The organism is Dactylosporangium sp. NPDC050588 (assembly GCF_040654975.1).
Lineage (GTDB): Bacteria > Actinomycetota > Actinomycetes > Mycobacteriales > Micromonosporaceae > Dactylosporangium > Dactylosporangium maewongense.
Genome location: NZ_JBFAJA010000002.1, coordinates 70,622 through 89,156, shown reverse-complemented (window position 1 = coordinate 89,156; position 18,535 = coordinate 70,622). Strand labels below are relative to the sequence as shown.

Here is an 18,535-nt window from a genome sequence, read left to right as displayed (position 1 = left end):
CATCGTGGCGGGGAGGACGCGATGAGTGATCACCATCCGGTGCCGGTCTGATGGCCGAGACCTACCACCGATGGCGCCTGCCCCAGCTGTGGGAGATGGTCGCCGCCGACAACGCCACGGACGCCCACCTGCACCTGGCCACCTTGCGCCGCCAGCAGACCGCCCTGGAAGCCCAGCGCGACCACCTGCGCTCCCTACGAGACCACCTCGCCAACTCCTGGCCCCCATCCAAGAGCGAAGCCTCCACGGCGTTCATCGACGCGTTGAACGACATGATCGACGCCATGACGGGTGCGGCTCGTGGAGCGGGTGAGGTCCGTGCAGCCCTCGCCCACATCGTCAACGTGATCCAGGAGTCACGTTCGACCCTGGCGTCGTTGGTCACGGAGTACGACAAGGTGTCCAAGGTCGCCGATCCCAGAATCACGCAGCATGCGAAGAGCGCATTGGATCAACGGGCGCGAGACGCGCTCATCGCGGCCGACGCCACGGTGGTGCACGCCCTGGGGATGCTCGATGCGCCCCTGCCGATCTACACCCGATTCAGTGCTCAAGAGACGATTCCGGCAGCCGTACCCGGTACGACGCAACCTGGCGACGCTGGAAACGGAGCAATGAACCTCACGTCGGGCGGACGCGACGCACTCGTGTCGCTGCCCGCACCGCGATTCGAACCGCCGATGCCGGTGCCTGACGACGAAGTCGGCCTTGCCGGCAGTCAAACCGGCAACACTCCCGGACTTGCGGTGTCCGGAAGCACGTCGGTACCTGCCTGGTCGGCCGGCGGCGAACCGCTGACCTATCCCGTCATCGGCTCACGCGGCGGGCTCGGGGTGCCCGGCCCTGTCGCGGAGGGCGGATCGGCGGTTCGCCCGTTGGGCACGCCGATGATCGGCGGGTCGCCGCCTGCTGGATCGGGGCGTGCGGGTTCTGCACCTGTTGCGGGCATGCGACGTCCGGCGGCCATGACCAGCGGACATGGGGATCAGTCGTCCGATCAGTACGCCGCGCGTCGCCGAACACCACAGGCAAACGGTGAAGGCACCTGGACGGTCCTGGAAGGGGTGCCACCCGTGCTCGAGGCCAAGCCGCCGACCACGCACGACCCCGGTCCGGGCGTGCTCGGGATCGACCGTTGAAGCTCACTGCTCGTGTTGTCGCTTTGGTGTTGTCGATCGCGGTCATGCTGGCGTTGCCGGTCGGTGCCGCCGCAGACGAGATTCGCGACCGCCAGTGGCACCTGGCCGCCCTCGACATCCCAGCCGCGCAACGCCTGAGTCAGGGTGAAGGCGTGCTGGTGGCGGTCGCGGACACCGGTGTCGACGCGCGGCGCGGTGAGCTTGCCGCTGCGGTGGTCGCCGGCAAGGAGTTCGGCGAGCAGGCCGGCGGCGACGGCAGGACCGACACCGACGGCCACGGCACGGCAATGGCTGGGCTGATCGCCGGTCGTGGACTCGCCTCCAACTCCGGGGTGCTCGGCGTGGCCCCGAAGGCGCAGATCCTGCCTGTCCGCACCATTCGCAGCGAGTTCGGCGGCTCGCCCGTAAACCTCGGTGCGGGCATCGACTGGGCCGTCTCACAGAAGGCCAAGGTCATCTGCATCGCCGCCGGAACCAGTGAATATCCGGAGGTCAGGCGAGCGGTGGAGGCTGCCATCGCCGCCGACGTGGTCGTCGTCGCCGCTGCCGGCAACACGACGAACACGCGGCAGGTCGCGTTTCCGGCGAACGTCCCAGGTGTCGTGGCGGTCGCCGGGACTGACAAGAGTGGCAATCACGCCGCCATCTCCACCACCGGGCCGGAAGTGCTGCTCGCCGCACCGGCGGTGGCCATCGTCTCGACAGGTGCCTTCGACAGGTATGTAACCGGTGAGGGCACGAGCAACTCGACGGCGATCGTGGCTGGGGTGGTGGCGCTGGTGCGGTCGAAGTTTCCGCAGTTGCCGGCCGCGGAGGTGGTACGGCGGTTGACGGCCACCGCTGTCGACCGGGGCAAGCCGGGACGGGACGACGAGTTCGGGTACGGCATCGTCAATCCGGTCGGGGCGTTGACGGCTTCTGTCCCGGCGGCCTCGTCCTCCGCCTCGGCATCGCCATCGCCATCGCCTGGGTCGTCTCAGCGGCCGGGTCGGTCGCCTGTTGTGTGGGCGGTTGTTGGTGCGGGGCTGGTGCTCGGGTGCGCCGGTCTCGTGGCCTGGCGTCGGCGGCGGTAGGTGTTGTCACGCTTTGCGGTTGGTGCGAAACGGGGCGTCTTGAGGTTCTGAACGTGCGGTACCGTCACGTCTGTCTATTGCACATCGTGGCGGGGAGGACGCGGTGAGTGATCATGCGGCGGGGTTCAGCGTCGACCTGGAGGCCGTCCGGTCGTTCGGGGCCGGCTTGCGGGCCGACCTGAGCGGCCATCTGTCGCCGGAGCACGACCAGATCCTGCGCACGTTCGTCGACACCCCGACGTTCGGGACCCGCACGGCCAGCCCAGACGTGCAGGCGGCGGCGACGCTGTACCACCGGAAGCTCATCGAACTCCTGGACCTGATGGACGCCTTCATCCACAACGGCGCGGTGTTCGTGCAGGCAGCCGAGGAGGTCGCGGCGGCATACTCCCACGCGGACACACTGAGCGGCGACCAGTTCAAGACCGCGCTGGCCGTCGCCTCAGCCAAGGTCGACGACGCGCTGTGGGCCGCCCAGCACGACCCGAGGACTGGCAGGTCACTCTGATGGCCGAGTCGTACCAGCGCTGGCGCCTGCCCCAACTCTGGGAGATGCTGACCGCCGACGACCCCGAACACGCCCACCTGCACCTGGCCACCTTGCGCCGCCAGCAGACCGCCCTGGAAACCCAACGCGACCGCCTGCGGCTCCTACGAGACCACCTCGCCGAAGGATGGCCGCCTGAGCGCAGTGGGGCGGCGTTGGCATTCCAGCAACGCGTCAACGACATGATCGAGGCGATGACACAGGCGGCGATTGGGGCCGCCGAGGTCAGGACGAACCTGGCGCACATCGTCGCGGCGTTGGGCGACGCTCGCACCGATCTCGCGCCACTGGTCGCCAAGTACGAATCCGCTGTTCCGCACCCTGACCCGAGAATCGTGCGACAGGTGCAGAAGTCGTTGGATGAACGGGCGCGTGAGGTCTTCATGGGCACGGACAAGGTGGTGGCCGAGGCGACAGCGAGATTGGCCGTGACTCTGCCCACCTATGGTGTCATTCGCGACCGTGTCCAACTGGAGTCGGCTGTTCCGGCACAGGTTCCCGGAAGCGACCCGCGTACGCCAAGAGGCGGCGATCGTGGCTTTGTTGCTTCTCGTGTTTCGGGCCGGCCAGCGTCTCCCGCGTTCGAGCCACCTGCTCCGATCCGCCACGACGACATCGACGAAGGCTTCGATCTGGCGGTCGATCGGCGCGTCGAACCGCAAATCTCCGCGGTCGGCGGCAGTCCTCTGGATTCCAGCGCATCCGGCGGCTTCGGTACGCGAGCCGTGTCGGCAATTTCGAACGGCGTCATCGGGGGTCCCGTCATCGTTCCTGGTCAGTCGGAGTTGCGAGCGCCGAATGTTCGCGGACCGATGGTGGGAATGCCGCAGACCGGTGCTTCCGTGATGCCGCGGACCGGTGTTGGAGGAGCACCGATGAGCCGCGGGGCGCCGGGCGGCCCGGCGGTCAGATCTGGAACGAGCGCTTCCGGTGGATACCGTGATCGCTCATTCGAGGAGTACGCGACACGACGGCAGGCGTCACATGCCGATCCTGACGGGCAGTGGGTCGCGCCCGAAGGTGTGGCACCGATGATTGAAGCGCCGAAGGACCGGCCGCACGATCCGGGCCCCGGAGTCCTCGGAATCGACCGTTGACCAGACGTCGAGCGCTTGCCCTCGTGCTGTCGACCATGATCGCAGTCGTCACGGCATCACCGAATGCGGCCCGGGCTGACAGCGTGCGGAGCAGACAGTGGCACCTCGCTGCGCTCGACGTCATCAAGGCGCAGCAATTGAGCCAGGGCGCAGGCGTCATAGTCGCCGTTGCGGATACCGGAGTCGATGATCGGCATCCCGAACTTGCCGGAGCTGTGATCGCGGGCAAAGAGTTCGGCGAAGGCGCGACGGGGGATGGCAAGGCCGACACCGACGGACACGGCACTGCGATGGCTGGTCTGATCGCGGGCCGAGGACTTCCTGGCGAGAGCGGAATCCTGGGCATCGCACCCAAGGCCACGATCCTGCCCGTTCAAACCGTTCACAGCGAGTTCGGCGGGTCACCGACCAATCTCGCGGCAGGTGTCGAGTGGTCCGTTCAGCATGGCGCGAGAGTCATCTGCATCGCGGCCGTCACCAGTGAGTATCCCGAGGTCAGGAGTGCGATTGAGGCGGCCATACGCGCCGACGTCGTCGTGGTCGCCGGCACGGGCAATGCTCCTGCCACGAGACACGTGGGGTTTCCGGCGAAGATTCCAGGCGTGCTCGCGGTGGGCGGAACGGACCGAGACGGCAACCACGCGGCGATTTCGGCGACAGGCCCGGAGGTACTGATCGCCGCACCCGCGGTCGACATCATCTCGCTGGACGTTTTCGGCAAGTACGGCACAGCCGACGGAACCAGCAACGCGACGGCGATCGTGGCTGGGGTGGTGGCGTTGGTGCGGGCGAAGTTTCCGCGGTTGTCTGCTGTGGAGGTGGTGCGGCGGTTGACGGCTACCGCGACGGATCGGGGGAAGCCGGGGCGGGATGAGGAGTTCGGGTTCGGGATTGTTGATCCGGTGGCGGCGTTGACGGCTTCGGTGCCGAGTGTGGTGCCGTCGGTGGCTTCGTCTGGGGTGGGGGTGCCGGAGGAGCGTGGGGGGTGGTCGGGGGTTGTGTGGGTGGTTGTCGGTGGTGGGGTGCTGCTGGTGTTTGTGGGGCTGCTGGTCAGGCGGCGGAGGTAGCGGGTGTCGTGCTGTGCGGGTGGTGCGAATCGAGGGCGTTGTGGGGTTCTGAGTGTGCGGTACCGTCACCGTTGTCTATTGCGCATCGTGGCGGGGAGGACGCGGTGAGTGATCATGTGCCGGTTGGGTGGTGTGTGGTGGGGCCGGTCTGATGGGTGAGACGTACAAGCGGTGGCGGTTGCCGCAGTTGTGGGAGATGGTCGCGGCGGACGACGAGGACGATGCTCACCTGCACCTGGCGACACTGCGTCGTCAGCAGACCGCCCTGGAGACGCAGCGCGACCGCCTGCGGATCCTGCGGGACCAGCTCGCCGAAGGGTGGCCGCCGGAGAAGAGCGAGGCGGCGAGCGCGTTCGTCCAGCGGCTCAACGACATGATTCGAGCAATGTCTCTGACCGCGGTGGGTGCGGCGGAGGTGCGGAGCCGGGTGGCGCTCGTCGTTGACGCGCTGGGTCAGGCTCGTGCTGAGCTTGCGCCGCTGGTCGAGGAGTATCGGCGAACGGAGCATCTGCCCGACCAGCGGGTGGGGGAGCAGGCGCGGGGGCTGCTGGACGAGCACGCTCGGCGCATTCTCAGGGAAGCTGATGCGGCGGTGGCGGATCCTGCGGCCGGGATGGATGTCCAACTGCCTGTCTACGAGCCGTTCGGGATGCAGACCGATGTCGTCGCTCCGCCGAGTGGTGGGGTGGGTGGCGGAGGCGCCACGGGTGGAAGCGTAGCGAGGCTCGGGGGAGGCGTTCCTGCGATGCCGCGGTTCGATCCGCCCCGGCCCGCTGTGACTCTGCCCGGGGAGGAGTTCGGGCTGGCGGTCGGGCCTGCGGAATCTGTACCGGCGACGCCAAGAGACATTCTTCCTGCGGCTGGCGCGGCTGCGGGACCCGGTGGTCCGGCCGCGCCGTCGCTGTTGGGTCCGGGACGGGTGCTGGGCGGTGTGAGGCTCCCGGTCGAATCGACGATGCCGGGTTCGGCCGCGGCGGGTGGCATACGCGGCGTCAACAGCGGTGGGGGACTGGCCGGTCGGCCGGTGGCGGGTGCGCCAGGGGTTGGTGGCGCGGCCCTGCGTGGAGCGGCCGGCGTCGGCCATCGCGACAACTCCGCCAGCACGCGTCGCGTGCCGCGGGAGGGTGCGGGCGAACAATGGTCGGTGGAGCAGGGGGTGCCGCCGGTGATCGATGTTCCGCCGGTCCGTGCACATGATCCGGGTCCGGGCGTCCTCGGACTTGACCGTTGAAGGCGGTTCGCTGGGCAGTGGTGCTCTGCCTGGTGTCGGTGACGACCGTCGTCGGGTTTCAGCGGCTCGCGGCGGCTGACAGCATTCGTGACCGGCAGTGGCATCTGCAGGCGCTGCGGATTTCGCAGGCCCAGACGATCAGCCGGGGTGCGGGGGTTGTTGTCGCGGTCACGGATACCGGTGTCGATGATCGTCACGGAGAGCTGGCCGGCGCGGTACTCAACGGTAAGGAGTTCGGGGAGCAGCCGACCGGCAACGGCAAGGCTGATACGGACGGACACGGCACGGCCATGGCCGGCCTCATCGCCGGGCGTGGCCTTCCCAACAACGCCGGAGTGCTCGGTATCGCGCCGGAGGCGACCATTCTGCCTGTGCAGACGCTGCACAGCGAGTTCGGTGGTTCGCCGATCGATCTGGCGGACGGCATCATGTGGGCGGTCGGCCAAGGCGCGAAAGTCATCTGCATCGCGGCAGGGACGAGCGAATATTCGCAGGTGAAGGATGCGGTCGCGGCCGCTGTCAAGGCGGATGTCGTGGTGGTGGCGGGGGTCGGTAACACGCCGAAGAGCAAGCAGGTGGGGTTTCCGGCGAAGTTGCCTGGGGTGGTGGCGGTGGCGGGGAGTGACAAGGGCGGGAATCATGCGGCGATTTCGGCTACTGGGCCGGAGGTGGTGCTGGCGGCGCCGGCGGTGGAGATCGTTTCGATTGGGGCGTTCGGGAAGTATGTGGTTGGTGAGGGGACGAGTGACTCGACGGCCATTGTGGCTGGGGTGGTGGCGTTGGTGCGGGCGAAGTTTCCTGGGCTGTCCGCGGCTGAAGTGGTGCGGCGGTTGACGGCGACCGCGACGGATCGGGGGAAGCCGGGGCGGGATGAGGAGTTCGGGTTCGGGATTGTCGATCCGGTGGCGGCGTTGACGGCTGAGGTGCCGGCGGCTGGGGTTCAGGTCACGGGGGTGCCGGGGGCGGGTCGGGGACGGGGGCCGGGCGGTGGGGGTTGGGGCGTCGGGTGGGTCGTGGTGGCGGTGGTGGCGGTTGGCGGGGTGGTTGGCTGGTGGGTGCGACGCAGGACACGTTAGGCGGCCAGGGGGCCCGGGTACCTAGCGCCGAATGCGAGACACGCTCATCGACACGCTCAAGCCGCTGGGGATTGCGCTCGGGGCGGCGCTCGTTGCGTTGGTGGTGGTGCAGGGGGTGCATCTGGTCCTGTTGTGGGTGGGGCGGCGGTCGGTGTTGCTGACCGAGCTGGCGAACAGGGCGCACCGGCCGGCGCAGTGGGTGGTGGTGCTGTCGGCGATCTACTTCTCGGTTCGGTGGACGGCGGACGAGGCGGACTGGCGGCCCACGTTCCTGCACGTGGAGCAGCTGCTCATCATCGGTACGGCGGCATGGCTGGTCGCCGGGTTGCTGGTGGTGGCGGAGGATGCGGCGCTGGCGCGGTTCAGGACGGACGTGCCGGACAACCGGCAGGCGCGGCGGGTGCACACGCAGGTGGTGATGATCCGGCGGGTGACGGTGGCGACGATCGCCGTGATCGCCGGTGCGGTGATGCTGATGACGTTCCCGCAGGCGCGGATCCTCGGCACGAGCGTGCTGGCGAGTGCCGGGTTCGTCGGCATCATCGCGGGTCTGGCGGCGCAGAGCGTGCTGCGGAACCTGTTCGCGGGGCTGCAGCTGGCGTTCAGTGACGCGGTGCGGCTCGGGGACGTCGTGATCGTCGAGTCGGAGTGGGGGCGGATCCAGGAGATCACGCTCTCGTACGTCGTGGTCCACGTGTGGGACGACCGGCGGCTGATCCTGCCGACGTCGTACTTCACGGAGAAGCCGTTCCAGAACTGGACGCGGACGGAGGCGGCGCTGCTGGGGGACGTCATGCTCGACGTCGACTGGTGGCTGCCGGTGCCGGAGGCGCGGGAGGAGCTCCGCCGGGCGCTGGAGTCGACCGACCTGTGGGACGGGCGGGTGTCGGTGCTGCAGGTGGTGGAGGCCACCGGCACCGCGATGCGGCTGCGGGCGCTGGTCAGCGCGACCGACGCGCCGAAGCTGTGGGACCTGCGGTGCTTCATCCGGGAGCACATGGTGACGTGGATCCGGGACGCGCACCCGTCGTCGCTGCCGCGGACGCGGGCGGAGATGACGTCGGCGCTGCCGCTGCACGCGACGCTGACGGGGCAGACGCACACCGCCGACGGCGACGCGCGGGTCTTCAGCCACAGCGTCGACGGCCGGGCCCGCGCGGAGGCGTTCACCGGCGGGGAGCGCGAACATTAACAGCGCTGGGCGGCGCGGGAGCGCAGCAGGATCAGCCGGGCGGCCACCAGTACCGACGCCACCACTGCTGTCACGACCAGCGACGGTCCCACGAAGGTGGCGGCCAGGATCAGCGCCGCGGCGGTGGGCTCCAGCCAGGTGCGTGGGCGGATGTGCAGGAACCACAGCGCCATCAGCAGTGTGGCCACCGGGATGGTGACGGGCGCGCCGGAGAGGTCGGGCCGGTCGACGATGACCGCGATGCCCGCCCCGATCGCCGCCGCCGACGCGAACACCACGTAGTGCCCGTATCCCCACACGAACGCGTGCCGGTTGTCGACGAGGATCCGGTGGGCGGGCTGATCGAAGTACAGCCACCAGAACGCGAACACGATGACCAGTCCGCTCACGGCCACCCACCACAGCCGGTCCTGCACGAAGCCCGCCTGGACCGCCACGGTCGTGGACAGCACGATCTCGCCGAGCACGATGATGAACAGCAGCCCGTAGCGCTCGGCGATGTGGTGCGGGTGCCACGGGGTGGGGTGGTAGCGCTCCGCCCACATCGGCACGGCCAGCTCCGCGGCGACCATGACGGCGAAGAGCACCAGGTGCGGGGTGCCGTGGGTGAGCAGGATCAGCGACCAGCCGACCATGCAGGCCGCCACGCCGAACGCCATGCGGCGGGCAGTGCGCCGGGTCTCGTCCCGGGCGGACGCTCTGAGCCACTGCGTGACCAGGGCGGCGCGCATGATGACGTACCCGACAGTGACGGTGCCGAAGTGCCCGTGGAAGGCGTCGGTGACGCCGGCGGCCAGGACGAGCACCCCGGCGATCTGCACGAGGGTCGTCAGCCGGTAAGCGACGTCGTCGGTGTCGTACGCGGAAGCGAACCAGGTGAAGTTCATCCAGGCCCACCAGATGGAGAAGAACACCGTCAGATAGGCGACGATCCCGTGCGCCACGTCACCCTCGGCGATCGAGTGGTGCAGCAGTTGCCCCGCCAGCGCGATGGCGACGACGAAGCACAGGTCGAACAGCAGCTCGAGCGGCGTCGCGACGCGGTGCGGCTCGTGGGTGTCGCGGATGCCCATCGGCCGGTGCCACTGGGGGCTGGATGACATCGTCCGATTATCTCCGGGAACGGCAGGTGGACAGTGTCTCAACTGATGGCGCCACCGTGGGTCGGCCGAATCGTCACCGGGCGGAGGGGCTAGCCTCAACGTGTGACTCGACGCGCAAAAATCGTCTGTACGCTCGGACCCGCCACATCGTCGCCCGAGCGGATTCGCGGCCTCGTCGACGCCGGGATGGACGTCGCGCGGCTCAACTTCAGCCACGGCAGCCATGAGGACCACGCCGCGGTGTTCAACCTCGTCCGTGAGGCCGCCGCTGCCGCCGGCCGTTCCGTGGGCATTCTCGCCGACCTCCAGGGTCCCAAGATCCGGCTCGGTCGCTTCGCCAACGGACCGCACGAGTGGCGCACCGGAGACACGGCCGTCATCACCAGCGACGACATCGTCGGCACCGCCGACCGGGTCTCGTGCACCTACACCAAGCTGCCGCAGGAAGTGAAGGCCGGCGACCGGCTGCTGATCGACGACGGCAAGGTCGCCGTCGAGGTCACCAGCGTCGAAGGCAACGACATCACCGTCCTCGTCACCGAGGGCGGCATGGTCTCCAACAACAAGGGCGTCTCGCTGCCCAACGTCGCGGTGAGCGTCCCCGCCCTGTCCGACAAGGACGCCGAGGACCTCCGGTTCGCGCTGCAGCTCGGCGCCGACTGGATCGCACTGTCGTTCGTGCGCTCGCCCGACGACATCAAGCTCGTCCACGAGATCATGGACGAGGAGCGGGTGCACCGCCCGGTCATCGCCAAGGTCGAGAAGCCGGAGGCGGTCGCCGCCCTCGAGCAGATCGTCTCGGCCTTCGACGGCGTCATGGTCGCCCGCGGCGACCTCGGCGTCGAGATGCCGCTCGACCAGGTGCCGCTCGTGCAGAAGCGGGCCGTCCAGCTGTGCCGCGAGTCGGCGAAGCCGGTCATCGTCGCCACGCAGATGCTCGACTCCATGATCGAGAATGCCCGCCCGACCCGCGCCGAGGCGTCCGACGTCGCCAACGCCGTGCTCGACGGCGCCGACGCCGTCATGCTCTCCGGCGAGACCAGCGTCGGGCGCTACCCGATCCTGACCGTCTCCACGATGGCCCGGATCATCGCGACCACCGAGGGCGGCTCGCTGTCGGTGCCGCGGCTGCAGCACGACCCCCGCACCCGCGGCGGCGCGCTCACCTCGGCCGCGTCCAACATCGCCCGCAACATCGGCGCGAAGGCGCTCGTCGCCTTCTCGCAGACCGGTGACACGGTCCGCCGCCTCGCCCGGCTGCACTGCGAGCTGCCGCTGCTCGCGTTCACGCCCGAGCCGACGGTGCGCAACCAGCTGGCCCTGTCGTGGGGCGTGCAGACGTTCGACGTGCCGTTCGTCCAGCACACCGACGAGATGTTCCAGCAGGTCGACATGGCCATGGTCGGCCTGCCCTGGCTCAGCGCCGGTGACGACGTCGTCATCGTCGCGGGCTCCCCGCCCGGCACCCCCGGCTCGACCAACACGCTGCGGGTCCACACGCTGGGAGCACTGTCACACGAACAGAGCGAGTAGGAACCTCTAGATTGCAGGAGTGGACGAGCATGCGACTGGACAGGCGGCGGTAGACGCCCTCGTCCGACTCCTTGACCTGGAAGCGCTGGGGGACGACCGGTTCCTGGGCATGAGCCCGCCGGTCGGCCCCCAGCGCGTGTTCGGCGGGCAGGTCGCCGGCCAGGCGCTCGTCGCCGCCGGCCGCACCGTCGACCCGGAGCGCCAGGTGCACTCGCTGCACGGGTACTTCGTCCGCCCCGGCGACCCGGCGGAGCCCATCACGTACGCGGTGGAGAACATCCGCGACGGCCGCTCCTTCTCCGTGCGCCGCTCCGTCGCCAAGCAGCACGGCAAGGTCATCTTCTTCATGTCGGCGTCGTTCCACGTCCCCGAGGACGGCCTGGACCACCAGGAGGCCGCGCCCGCCGACGTGCCCCCGCCGGAAGAGGTGCCGACCATGGCGGAGCGCCTCGCCAAGTACCCGGAGCGCGCCGGCATCTGGTCGATGATCCAGCGCCCGATCGACGTGCGCTATGTCGGCGAGCCCGGCTGGGTCCGCCCCGGCGACCGCCCCGCCTCCCCGACGCAGCGCGTCTGGATGCGCCTGGACGGCAAGCTCCCCGACGACCCGCTGCTGCACGCGTGCGCGCTCACGTTCGCCTCCGATCTCACCCTGCTGGACTCGGTGCTCGCCGTGCACGGCGCCGTCTGGGGCCCCGGCGGCTACGGCGGCGCCAGCCTCGATCACGCCCTGTGGTTCCACCGCGGCTTCCGCGCCGACGAGTGGTTCCTCTACGACTCGATCAGCCCGTCGGCCTCCGACGCCCGCGGCCTCGCCAACGGCCGCATGTTCACCCGCGACGGCCGCCACATCGCGACCGCCGTGCAGGAAGGCCTGTTGCGGCGCGTGGGAGGATGAGTCATGCGCCTTTCAGCCCGGGTCGACTATGCCCTCCGCGCGGTGGCGGAGCTGGCGTCCTCGGCCGGTGACGGCAAGCTGGTGACCGCCGACCGTCTCGCATCGGCCCAGCAGATCCCGCCCAAGTTTCTCGAGAGCATCCTCCTGCAGCTGCGCCGCGGCGGCATCGTCGTCGCCCAGCGCGGCCCCGAGGGCGGCTACCGGCTGGCCCGCCCCGCCGGCGAGATCAGCCTCGCCGAGATCATCCGCGTGATCGACGGCCCCCTCGCCAACGTCCGCGGGCAGCGCCCCGAGGAGCTCGGCTACCACGGTGCCGCCTCCGCCCTGCAGGACGTGTGGATCGCCCTGCGCGCCAACGAGCGGCTCATCCTCGAGACGGTCACCATCGAGGACGTCGTCACCGGCGAGCTCCCCGAGCGCGTCCGCGACCTCGTGGCAGACCCGCGAGCCTGGGTCTGACCTTTCAAAAAAGCTTCCCTGCTCCGGTCCGCCGTGGGTAAGGCCGTTGCTCCCGTCAGCCGCCGGTCGGGCCCTGGGGGCCCTCCCTGTCCGTCCGCGTGTAGTTGCGCAGACCGCGGCGCCGGCCGGGGCGCCTTTTCCATGATCCGGAAGACTTTGTGTCGTCATAGCAGCACAAAGTCTTCCGGATCATGAGAAAGAGGCCACAACGGTAGGCGCTATTTCCGATCTGTGCGGTAGGAGATAGGATCGGCGGCATGATCGTTGTGCTTTCGGGGAATCCGCGGCCGCACTCTCGCACGTTGCACCTGGCGGAGGAGGTCGGGGCGGCGTTGGCGGAGCGGCTCGGGCAGCCGGTGCCGCACACCATCGACGTGGCCGCCCTGGGCACACGGCTGCTGCAGACCGGGGACGGCGCGGTCGCCGACGCGCTCAGCCGGCTCCGGCGGGCGAGCGTGCTGGTGGTGGCGACGCCGACGTACAAGGGCACGTACACGGGCGTGCTGAAGGTCCTGCTCGACCAGCTGCCCGCCGAAGGTCTCAAGGACGTCGCCGCCGTGACCGTCGTGACCGCCGGCGTCCGTCCGCAGGCCGACGCGACCGAGCGGCATCTGCGCGAGCTGCTCGGCGAGCTCGCCGCGGTCCCGGTGACCCCCGGCCTGGCCGTCGTCGAGTCGGAGCTGGCCAACGCGGGCACCGCCGCCGCCGAGTACGTCACCCGGATCGCCGACGAGTTCACCGCCGACACGACCGCCTGAGCGCCGGAAGGCGACGCGGGCGGGAGGCCCGGGTCAGCGGCTGATGAGGTTGCCCGCCATGGCGAGCGGGGAGTCGTCGGCGGTGTCGGCCTGGTCGCTGAGGACGTTCAGCGAGCGGGCGATGCTCACCAGCGCGTAGGTCTGCGTGACCTGCAGCGTCCGGTCCATCTTCAGGTCGTCGGCCATGTCCAGCTCGTCGCGGATGGCGTGCAGGAAGCCCTCGGCCGCCTGCAGGTAGGGGTCGTGCGCCTTAGACATGACCTGAGCGTAGGGCGGGAACCCGCCGCTCACCCGCTGTTCAGGAGTTTCAGCGCGGCTGCCAGGCCTGCGGCGGGGTGGTGAGCCGCCTGATGTGGGCGGGCATCCGGCCGCGGACGACGTCGGCGAGGCTGACCTCGTCGAGGACGTTGCGGACGGCGGCCCGGACCGCGACCCACAGCTGCTGCAGGTGCTCGGCGGTGCCCGAGTACATGGCCTCCTCGGGGCGCACGCCACGGACCTCGGCCAGGGGGCCGTCGACGGCGCGGAGCACGTCGCCGACCATGATCTCCGATGGCTGGCGGGTCAGCACGTACCCGCCGTCGACGCCGCGCTGGCCGCGGACGAGGCCGGCCCGGCGCAGGTCCCCGAGGACGGCCTCGAGAAACTTTCGTGGCATCTCCTGCTCGTCGGCGAGGCCGGCGGCCGAGACGACCGCGGGGTAGGCGGCCGCCAGGCCGAGCGAGGCGCGCACCGCGTAGTCGCCGCGTGCCGAGATGTGCATGACTGAGACTGCCTTCCCGCAGAGAGTGTCGCCGTGCCCGCGACGGGCCGTCGGAGCCTGCCGCGGGGCCAGCTTTGTGGAGCTAGCCGGTGGGGAATGTCCGATACCAATGTAGGGTGCGCGCCTCCGGGTGATCGCCGGGGTAGCGTTGTCGGATTATGCGACCAGACGAACGTGTGGGTGAGCGCTCACCCGAGCCCCGCCGCGGTGCCGATCACAACGTGATGCGCGAGGTCAACCGTTCGCTGGTGCTGGCACTGGTCAAGGAGGGCGGGCCGGTCTCCCGCGCGAGCATCGCCAGGTCGACGACCCTCGCGAAGCCGACGGTGTCGGCGATCGTCGACGAGCTCATCGCCGACGGGCTGGTCCGCGAGATCGGGCCTGGGTCGACCGCGGTGAGCGGCGGGCGCCCGCCGATCCTGCTGGAGTTCAACGCCCGCTCCCAGTTGGTGGTCGGCGCCCACATCGGCGCCCGGCGCACCACGGTCGCGATCGGCGACGCCGCGGGGGAGGAGATCGCCCGGCGGGAGTTCCCCACGCCGACGGCGCTCGCGGCCGGTACCGACGCCGCAGCCGCGACAGGAGGCGGGGTGGCGCCCGCGGAGGCGCTGCGGATGGTGGCGGCCGAGGCGCGCGCCGCGATCGAGAGCACGGTGCTGCCGTCGGCCCGGCTGGCGGCGGTCGGTGCGGTGCTGCCCGGGCTCACCGACTTCCACACCGGCGTCTGCCTGCTCGCGCCCAACCTCGGCTGGCGTGACGTGCCGGTCCGCGACATCCTCGCCGCCGAGCTCGGCGCCCCCGTCTACGTGCACAACGCGGGCCAGGCCGCCGCCGTCGCCGAGAATCTGGAGGGTGCCGGCGGCCGCGTCGGCGATCTGGCGCTGCTGTACGCCGGGACCGGCCTCTCCGCCGGCGTCCTGTCCGACGGCCGGGTGTTTCACGGCGTCGGCGGCACGGCCGGCGAGATCGGCCACAACGCCGTCCCCGGCAACGAGGAGCCCTGCAACTGCGGCAACGTCGGCTGCCTGGAGACGGTCGCGTCCGGCCCGGCGATCGTCCGGGCCGTGCGGCGGGCGCTGAAGGACGGCGCGACGTCGAGCCTGGCGAACCTGGAGACGTTCGACGCGCGCGACGTGACCGCGGCGGCCCGCGCGGGCGACGCCCTGGCCGCGTCGGTGATCGCCGAGGTCGGCGCGCACCTGGGCCTGGCCGCGTCGTGGCTGATCAATGCGTACAACCCGGCGGTCGTCGTGGTCGGCGGCGGTCTCGCCCCGATCGGCGACCTGCTGCTGGACCCCCTGCGGGCCGCCGTGGCCCGGCACGCCCTGGCACCGGCGCTGCGCGGCGTCGAGATCCGCGCCTCGGTGCTGGGCCCGGACGCCGAGGTGCGGGGCGCGGTGCTGCTCGCGTTGCAGCACTCCGAGACGTACTACAGAGTCGTCTTTCGGGCCTGAAACGCGGTAAAACCCGAAAAAAGGGATAGTGGGAGAGGTCTGAAACAGGTTAGTTCTGTTATTGAACTAACCCCGTCCGGCGGCGTAGGGTGCAAGGCGTCCGCCAACGAACACCCCCGCTAAGAGGTATCGAATGAACGATTACCAGCCCACCCGCGACGACAAGTTCTCGTTCGGGCTGTGGACCGTCGGCTGGCAGGCGCAGGACGTCTTCGGCGGGCCGACCCGGGCGCCGCTCGACTCGGTCGAGGCCGTGCACCGCCTGTCCGACCTCGGCGCCGCGGCCGTCACGTTCCACGACGACGACCTGTTCCCGTTCGGCAGTGACGACGCGACCCGCGACCACCTGATCGGCCGGTTCAAGGACGCGCTCAAGGCGACCGGCATCCGGGTCGAGATGGTCACCACGAACCTCTTCAGCCACCCGATCTTCAAGGACGGCGGGTTCACGTCCAACGACCGCGCGGTCCGCCGGTTCGCGATCAAGAAGGTGCTGCGCAACATCGACCTCGCGGCCGAGCTCGGCGCCGAGACCTACGTGCTGTGGGGCGGCCGCGAGGGCGCCGAGTCCGGTGGGGCCAAGGACGTGTCGGCGGCGCTCGACCGGTACCGCGAAGGGCTCAACCTCCTCTGCGCGTACGTGCGCGACCAGGGCTACGACATCCGCTTCGCCCTCGAGCCGAAGCCCAACGAGCCCCGCGGCGACATCCTCCTGCCGACGATCGGTCACGCCCTCGCGCTGATCTCCACGCTCGACGAGCCGGACCGGGTGGGCCTCAACCCCGAGGTCGGGCACGAGGAGATGGCCGGGCTCAACTTCGCCCACGGCATCGCCCAGGCGCTCTGGCACGGCAAGCTCTTCCACATCGACCTCAACGGCCAGCACGGTCCCCGCTTCGACCAGGACCTGCGCTTCGGCGCCGGCAACCTGCGCGGCGCGTTCTGGACCGTCGACGTGCTGGAGACCGGCGGTTACACCGGCTACCGCCACTTCGACTACAAGCCGCCGCGCACCGAGGACTACGACGGCGTGTGGGAGACCGCGCGGGCCTGCATGCGCAACTACCTGATCCTCAAGGAGCGGGTCGCCTCGTTCCGCGCGGACCCGGAGGTCGCGGCGGCGCTCGAGGCGGCGCGGGTCGACGAGCTCTACGAGCCGACCCTCGGCGAGGGCGAGACGATCGAGTCGCTGCGGGCCGAGGAGTTCGACGTCGACAAGCTTGCCGCCCGTGGCGGCGCGTTCGAGTACCTTGACCAGCTGGCGATGGAGCACCTGCTGGGCGTCAGGTCATGACGGCATGACCCGGCGTCTCGTGGCGGGCGTGGACACGTCCACCCAGTCGACGAAGGTGCTCGTCTGCGACGCCGACACCGGTGAGGTCGTGCGGGAAGGTCGCGCCGGGCACCCCGACGCGACCGAGGTCGACCCGGCCCACTGGTGGCGGGCGTTCGGCGAGGCGACCGGAGACGGGCTCCTCGACGACGTCAAGGCGATCGGCGTCGGCGGGCAGCAGCACGGCATGGTGCTGCTCGACGAGGCCGGCGACGTCGTCCGCGACGCCTTGCTGTGGAACGACACCAGGTCCGCGGCGGCCGCCACGGACCTGATCGCCGAGCTGCCGGGCGGGGCCGCCGACTGGGCCGCCGCGACGGGGCTGGTGCCGGTCGCCAGCTTCACCGTGACGAAGCTGCGGTGGGTCGCCGAGCACGAGCCGGACAACGCCGCCCGCGCGGCGAGCGTCCTGCTGCCGCACGACTGGATCACCGACCTGCTGCGCGCCGACCGCGGTGCGGACAGCCCGACGACCGACCGCGGTGACGCGTCCGGGACGGGGTACTGGTCGCCGGCGGACGGCTCGTACCAGATGCGGCTCCTGCGACTCGCGTTCGGCAGGGAACTGGCCGTGCCGCGGGTCGCCGGGCCGGCCGAGGTGGTGGGCGAGACGGTCGCCGGTGCTCTTCTTGCGCCGGGCACCGGCGACAACATGGCCGCGGCGCTCGGGCTCGGACTGCGCCCGGGCGACGTGGTCGTGTCGCTCGGCACCTCGGGCACCGTCTTCGGGGTGTCGGAGCGGCCGGTCACCGACGTCAGCGGGACGGTCGCCGGGTTCGCCGACGCGACCGGCCGGCACCTGCCGCTCGTCGCGACCCTCAACGCGGCCCGGGTCCTGTCGACCGCCGCCGCGCTGCTCGGGGTCGACCTGTCCACATTGGACCGGCTGGCCCTCTCGGCGGCGCCGGGGGCGGGCGGGCTGACGCTGCTGCCCTACCTCGACGGCGAACGCACCCCGAACCTGCCCGACGCCCGTGGCCTGCTCAACGGCATCACCCGCGGCAACGCGACCCCGGCGAACCTGGCCCGGGCCGCGGTCGAGGGGATGCTCTGCGGGCTCGCCGACGGCATCGACGCGGTGCGCGCCCTGGGCGTGCCGGTGGAGCGGGTCCTGCTCATCGGAGGTGCGGCGGCGTCTGCGGCGGTACGGGAGATCGCTCCCGCGCTGTTCGGGGTGCCGGTCGGCGTGCCGGATCCGGGGGAGTACGTCGCGCTGGGAGCCGCCCGGCAGGCGGCGTGGGTGCTGGACGGGGGCGCGGAGGCGCCCGCGTGGCGCGTTCCGGGAGCGGCCTCGGCCGATGCGCCGGCGCCGCAGTCGGCGGAGACCCGGAAGGTGTACGCCGACGTCCGGGACCGGGCTCAGGCGCTGCTGCGGTAAGCGGTACTGCCCGCGGGTGTTTGGTGAGGCACCCGATGGGGAGGCGGGCCGGGACGGTTGTTGGGGCGTCCCGGCCCGAGCCGCGTCTGGCCGGCCCTGTGTCTTCTTGTTCGAGGTCTTATTGTTCGAGGTCTTATTGTTCGAGCCGCCGAACCGGTGGTGCCGCGTGTCCGGGGTTCCGGTGCCGGACCGTCCGCCCGAACGGCCCGGCACCGGACTCCCGCGCGCCGGCACCGCTCCCTCGCGCGGTGCCGGCGCTGGATCACGCTTGCAGGACAGACTGTGGGCCGCTCGTGTTGCGCGGGACGGTTCGAGGACGGGAGTGCGTGCGTTGCCGGCCTCGTCGTGTCCTCCGGGCGGTGGACACGAAGAAGGGCCTCCCCGCTCGGGGAGACCCTTCTCACGCTTGCCTCTTGATCTGGCCGGTCGCCGGT

General features: G+C 70.5%; 18 protein-coding genes. 15 read left to right on the top strand and 3 right to left on the bottom strand.

What is annotated here, in order from left to right; genetic code table 11:
• The first annotated feature begins 50 nt into the window (after positions 1-50).
• From AB0I21_RS01635 to AB0I21_RS01600, 8 genes are all read left to right on the top strand, one after another.
• A complete protein-coding gene (locus AB0I21_RS01635; protein ID WP_360558252.1) occupies positions 51-1,139 on the top strand; it encodes a hypothetical protein in 1,089 nt (362 codons plus the stop codon).
• The gene (locus AB0I21_RS01630) at positions 1,136-2,212 is read left to right on the top strand and encodes a S8 family serine peptidase (protein ID WP_360558251.1); all 1,077 of its coding nucleotides are present in this window, start codon (positions 1,136-1,138) and stop codon (positions 2,210-2,212) included. Before AB0I21_RS01635 ends, AB0I21_RS01630 begins: the two co-directional genes overlap by 4 nt.
• A gap of 103 nt (positions 2,213-2,315) precedes the next feature.
• Positions 2,316-2,720 carry a hypothetical protein gene (locus AB0I21_RS01625; protein ID WP_344503101.1) on the top strand — a complete coding sequence of 135 codons (405 nt, stop codon included), beginning with the start codon at positions 2,316-2,318 and terminating at the stop codon, positions 2,718-2,720.
• Entirely contained in the window at positions 2,720-3,856 is a 1,137-nt protein-coding gene (locus AB0I21_RS01620) for a hypothetical protein (protein ID WP_360558249.1), read from the top strand. Before AB0I21_RS01625 ends, AB0I21_RS01620 begins: the two co-directional genes overlap by 1 nt.
• Before the next feature lie 35 nt (positions 3,857-3,891).
• Positions 3,892-4,923, top strand: coding sequence for a S8 family serine peptidase (locus AB0I21_RS01615; protein ID WP_360558248.1), 1,032 nt, complete (start codon positions 3,892-3,894; stop codon positions 4,921-4,923).
• A gap of 151 nt (positions 4,924-5,074) precedes the next feature.
• The gene (locus tag AB0I21_RS01610; RefSeq protein WP_360558246.1) at positions 5,075-6,154 is read left to right on the top strand and encodes a hypothetical protein; all 1,080 of its coding nucleotides are present in this window, start codon (positions 5,075-5,077) and stop codon (positions 6,152-6,154) included.
• 38 nt (positions 6,155-6,192) lie between these two features.
• Positions 6,193-7,230, top strand: a complete 1,038-nt coding sequence (locus tag AB0I21_RS01605; RefSeq protein WP_360558244.1) for a S8 family serine peptidase — start codon at positions 6,193-6,195, stop codon at positions 7,228-7,230.
• A gap of 31 nt (positions 7,231-7,261) precedes the next feature.
• Positions 7,262-8,422: a mechanosensitive ion channel family protein gene (locus AB0I21_RS01600; protein WP_360558242.1), complete on the top strand. Its 1,161-nt coding sequence runs from the start codon at positions 7,262-7,264 to the stop codon at positions 8,420-8,422.
• Here the strand turns inward: AB0I21_RS01600 and AB0I21_RS01595 are convergent.
• Complete coding sequence (locus AB0I21_RS01595) at positions 8,419-9,525, bottom strand: low temperature requirement protein A (protein WP_360558240.1); 1,107 nt, start codon at positions 9,523-9,525, stop codon at positions 8,419-8,421. The genes AB0I21_RS01600 and AB0I21_RS01595 overlap by 4 nt on opposite strands.
• A 102-nt stretch (positions 9,526-9,627) precedes the next feature.
• On the opposite strand from AB0I21_RS01595, the gene pyk reads away from it, so the two are divergent.
• The 4 genes from pyk to AB0I21_RS01575 all read left to right on the top strand — a co-directional run bounded on the left by pyk (position 9,628) and on the right by AB0I21_RS01575 (position 13,173).
• Complete coding sequence (gene pyk, locus AB0I21_RS01590) at positions 9,628-11,058, top strand: pyruvate kinase (protein WP_360558238.1); 1,431 nt, start codon at positions 9,628-9,630, stop codon at positions 11,056-11,058.
• Positions 11,059-11,077: 19 nt separating this feature from the next.
• Positions 11,078-11,956 carry an acyl-CoA thioesterase II gene (locus AB0I21_RS01585; RefSeq protein WP_360558236.1) on the top strand — a complete coding sequence of 293 codons (879 nt, stop codon included), beginning with the start codon at positions 11,078-11,080 and terminating at the stop codon, positions 11,954-11,956.
• 3 nt (positions 11,957-11,959) lie between these two features.
• Complete coding sequence (locus AB0I21_RS01580; RefSeq protein ID WP_360558235.1) at positions 11,960-12,415, top strand: Rrf2 family transcriptional regulator; 456 nt, start codon at positions 11,960-11,962, stop codon at positions 12,413-12,415.
• Positions 12,416-12,672: 257 nt separating this feature from the next.
• Positions 12,673-13,173 carry an NAD(P)H-dependent oxidoreductase gene (locus tag AB0I21_RS01575; RefSeq protein WP_344503090.1) on the top strand — a complete coding sequence of 167 codons (501 nt, stop codon included), beginning with the start codon at positions 12,673-12,675 and terminating at the stop codon, positions 13,171-13,173.
• A 33-nt stretch (positions 13,174-13,206) separates the two neighbouring features.
• Here AB0I21_RS01575 and AB0I21_RS01570 read toward each other — a convergent pair whose 3' ends face one another.
• Together AB0I21_RS01570 and AB0I21_RS01565 are read right to left on the bottom strand one after the other, a co-directional pair.
• Positions 13,207-13,431 carry a hypothetical protein gene (locus tag AB0I21_RS01570; protein ID WP_344503089.1) on the bottom strand — a complete coding sequence of 75 codons (225 nt, stop codon included), beginning with the start codon at positions 13,429-13,431 and terminating at the stop codon, positions 13,207-13,209.
• A 49-nt stretch (positions 13,432-13,480) separates the two neighbouring features.
• Positions 13,481-13,936: an Rrf2 family transcriptional regulator gene (locus AB0I21_RS01565; protein WP_344503088.1), complete on the bottom strand. Its 456-nt coding sequence runs from the start codon at positions 13,934-13,936 to the stop codon at positions 13,481-13,483.
• Positions 13,937-14,160: 224 nt separating this feature from the next.
• Here AB0I21_RS01565 and AB0I21_RS01560 point away from each other — a divergent pair, with 224 nt between their 5' ends.
• The 3 genes from AB0I21_RS01560 to xylB all read left to right on the top strand — a co-directional run bounded on the left by AB0I21_RS01560 (position 14,161) and on the right by xylB (position 18,101).
• The gene (locus tag AB0I21_RS01560; protein WP_360558233.1) at positions 14,161-15,390 is read left to right on the top strand and encodes an ROK family transcriptional regulator; all 1,230 of its coding nucleotides are present in this window, start codon (positions 14,161-14,163) and stop codon (positions 15,388-15,390) included.
• A gap of 133 nt (positions 15,391-15,523) precedes the next feature.
• A complete protein-coding gene (gene xylA / locus AB0I21_RS01555; RefSeq protein WP_360558231.1) occupies positions 15,524-16,684 on the top strand; it encodes a xylose isomerase in 1,161 nt (386 codons plus the stop codon).
• Between the two features lie 4 nt (positions 16,685-16,688).
• On the top strand, positions 16,689-18,101 hold the full coding sequence (gene xylB / locus AB0I21_RS01550) for a xylulokinase (protein WP_360558230.1): 1,413 nt from the start codon (positions 16,689-16,691) through the stop codon (positions 18,099-18,101).
• Positions 18,102-18,535 lie beyond the last annotated feature (434 nt).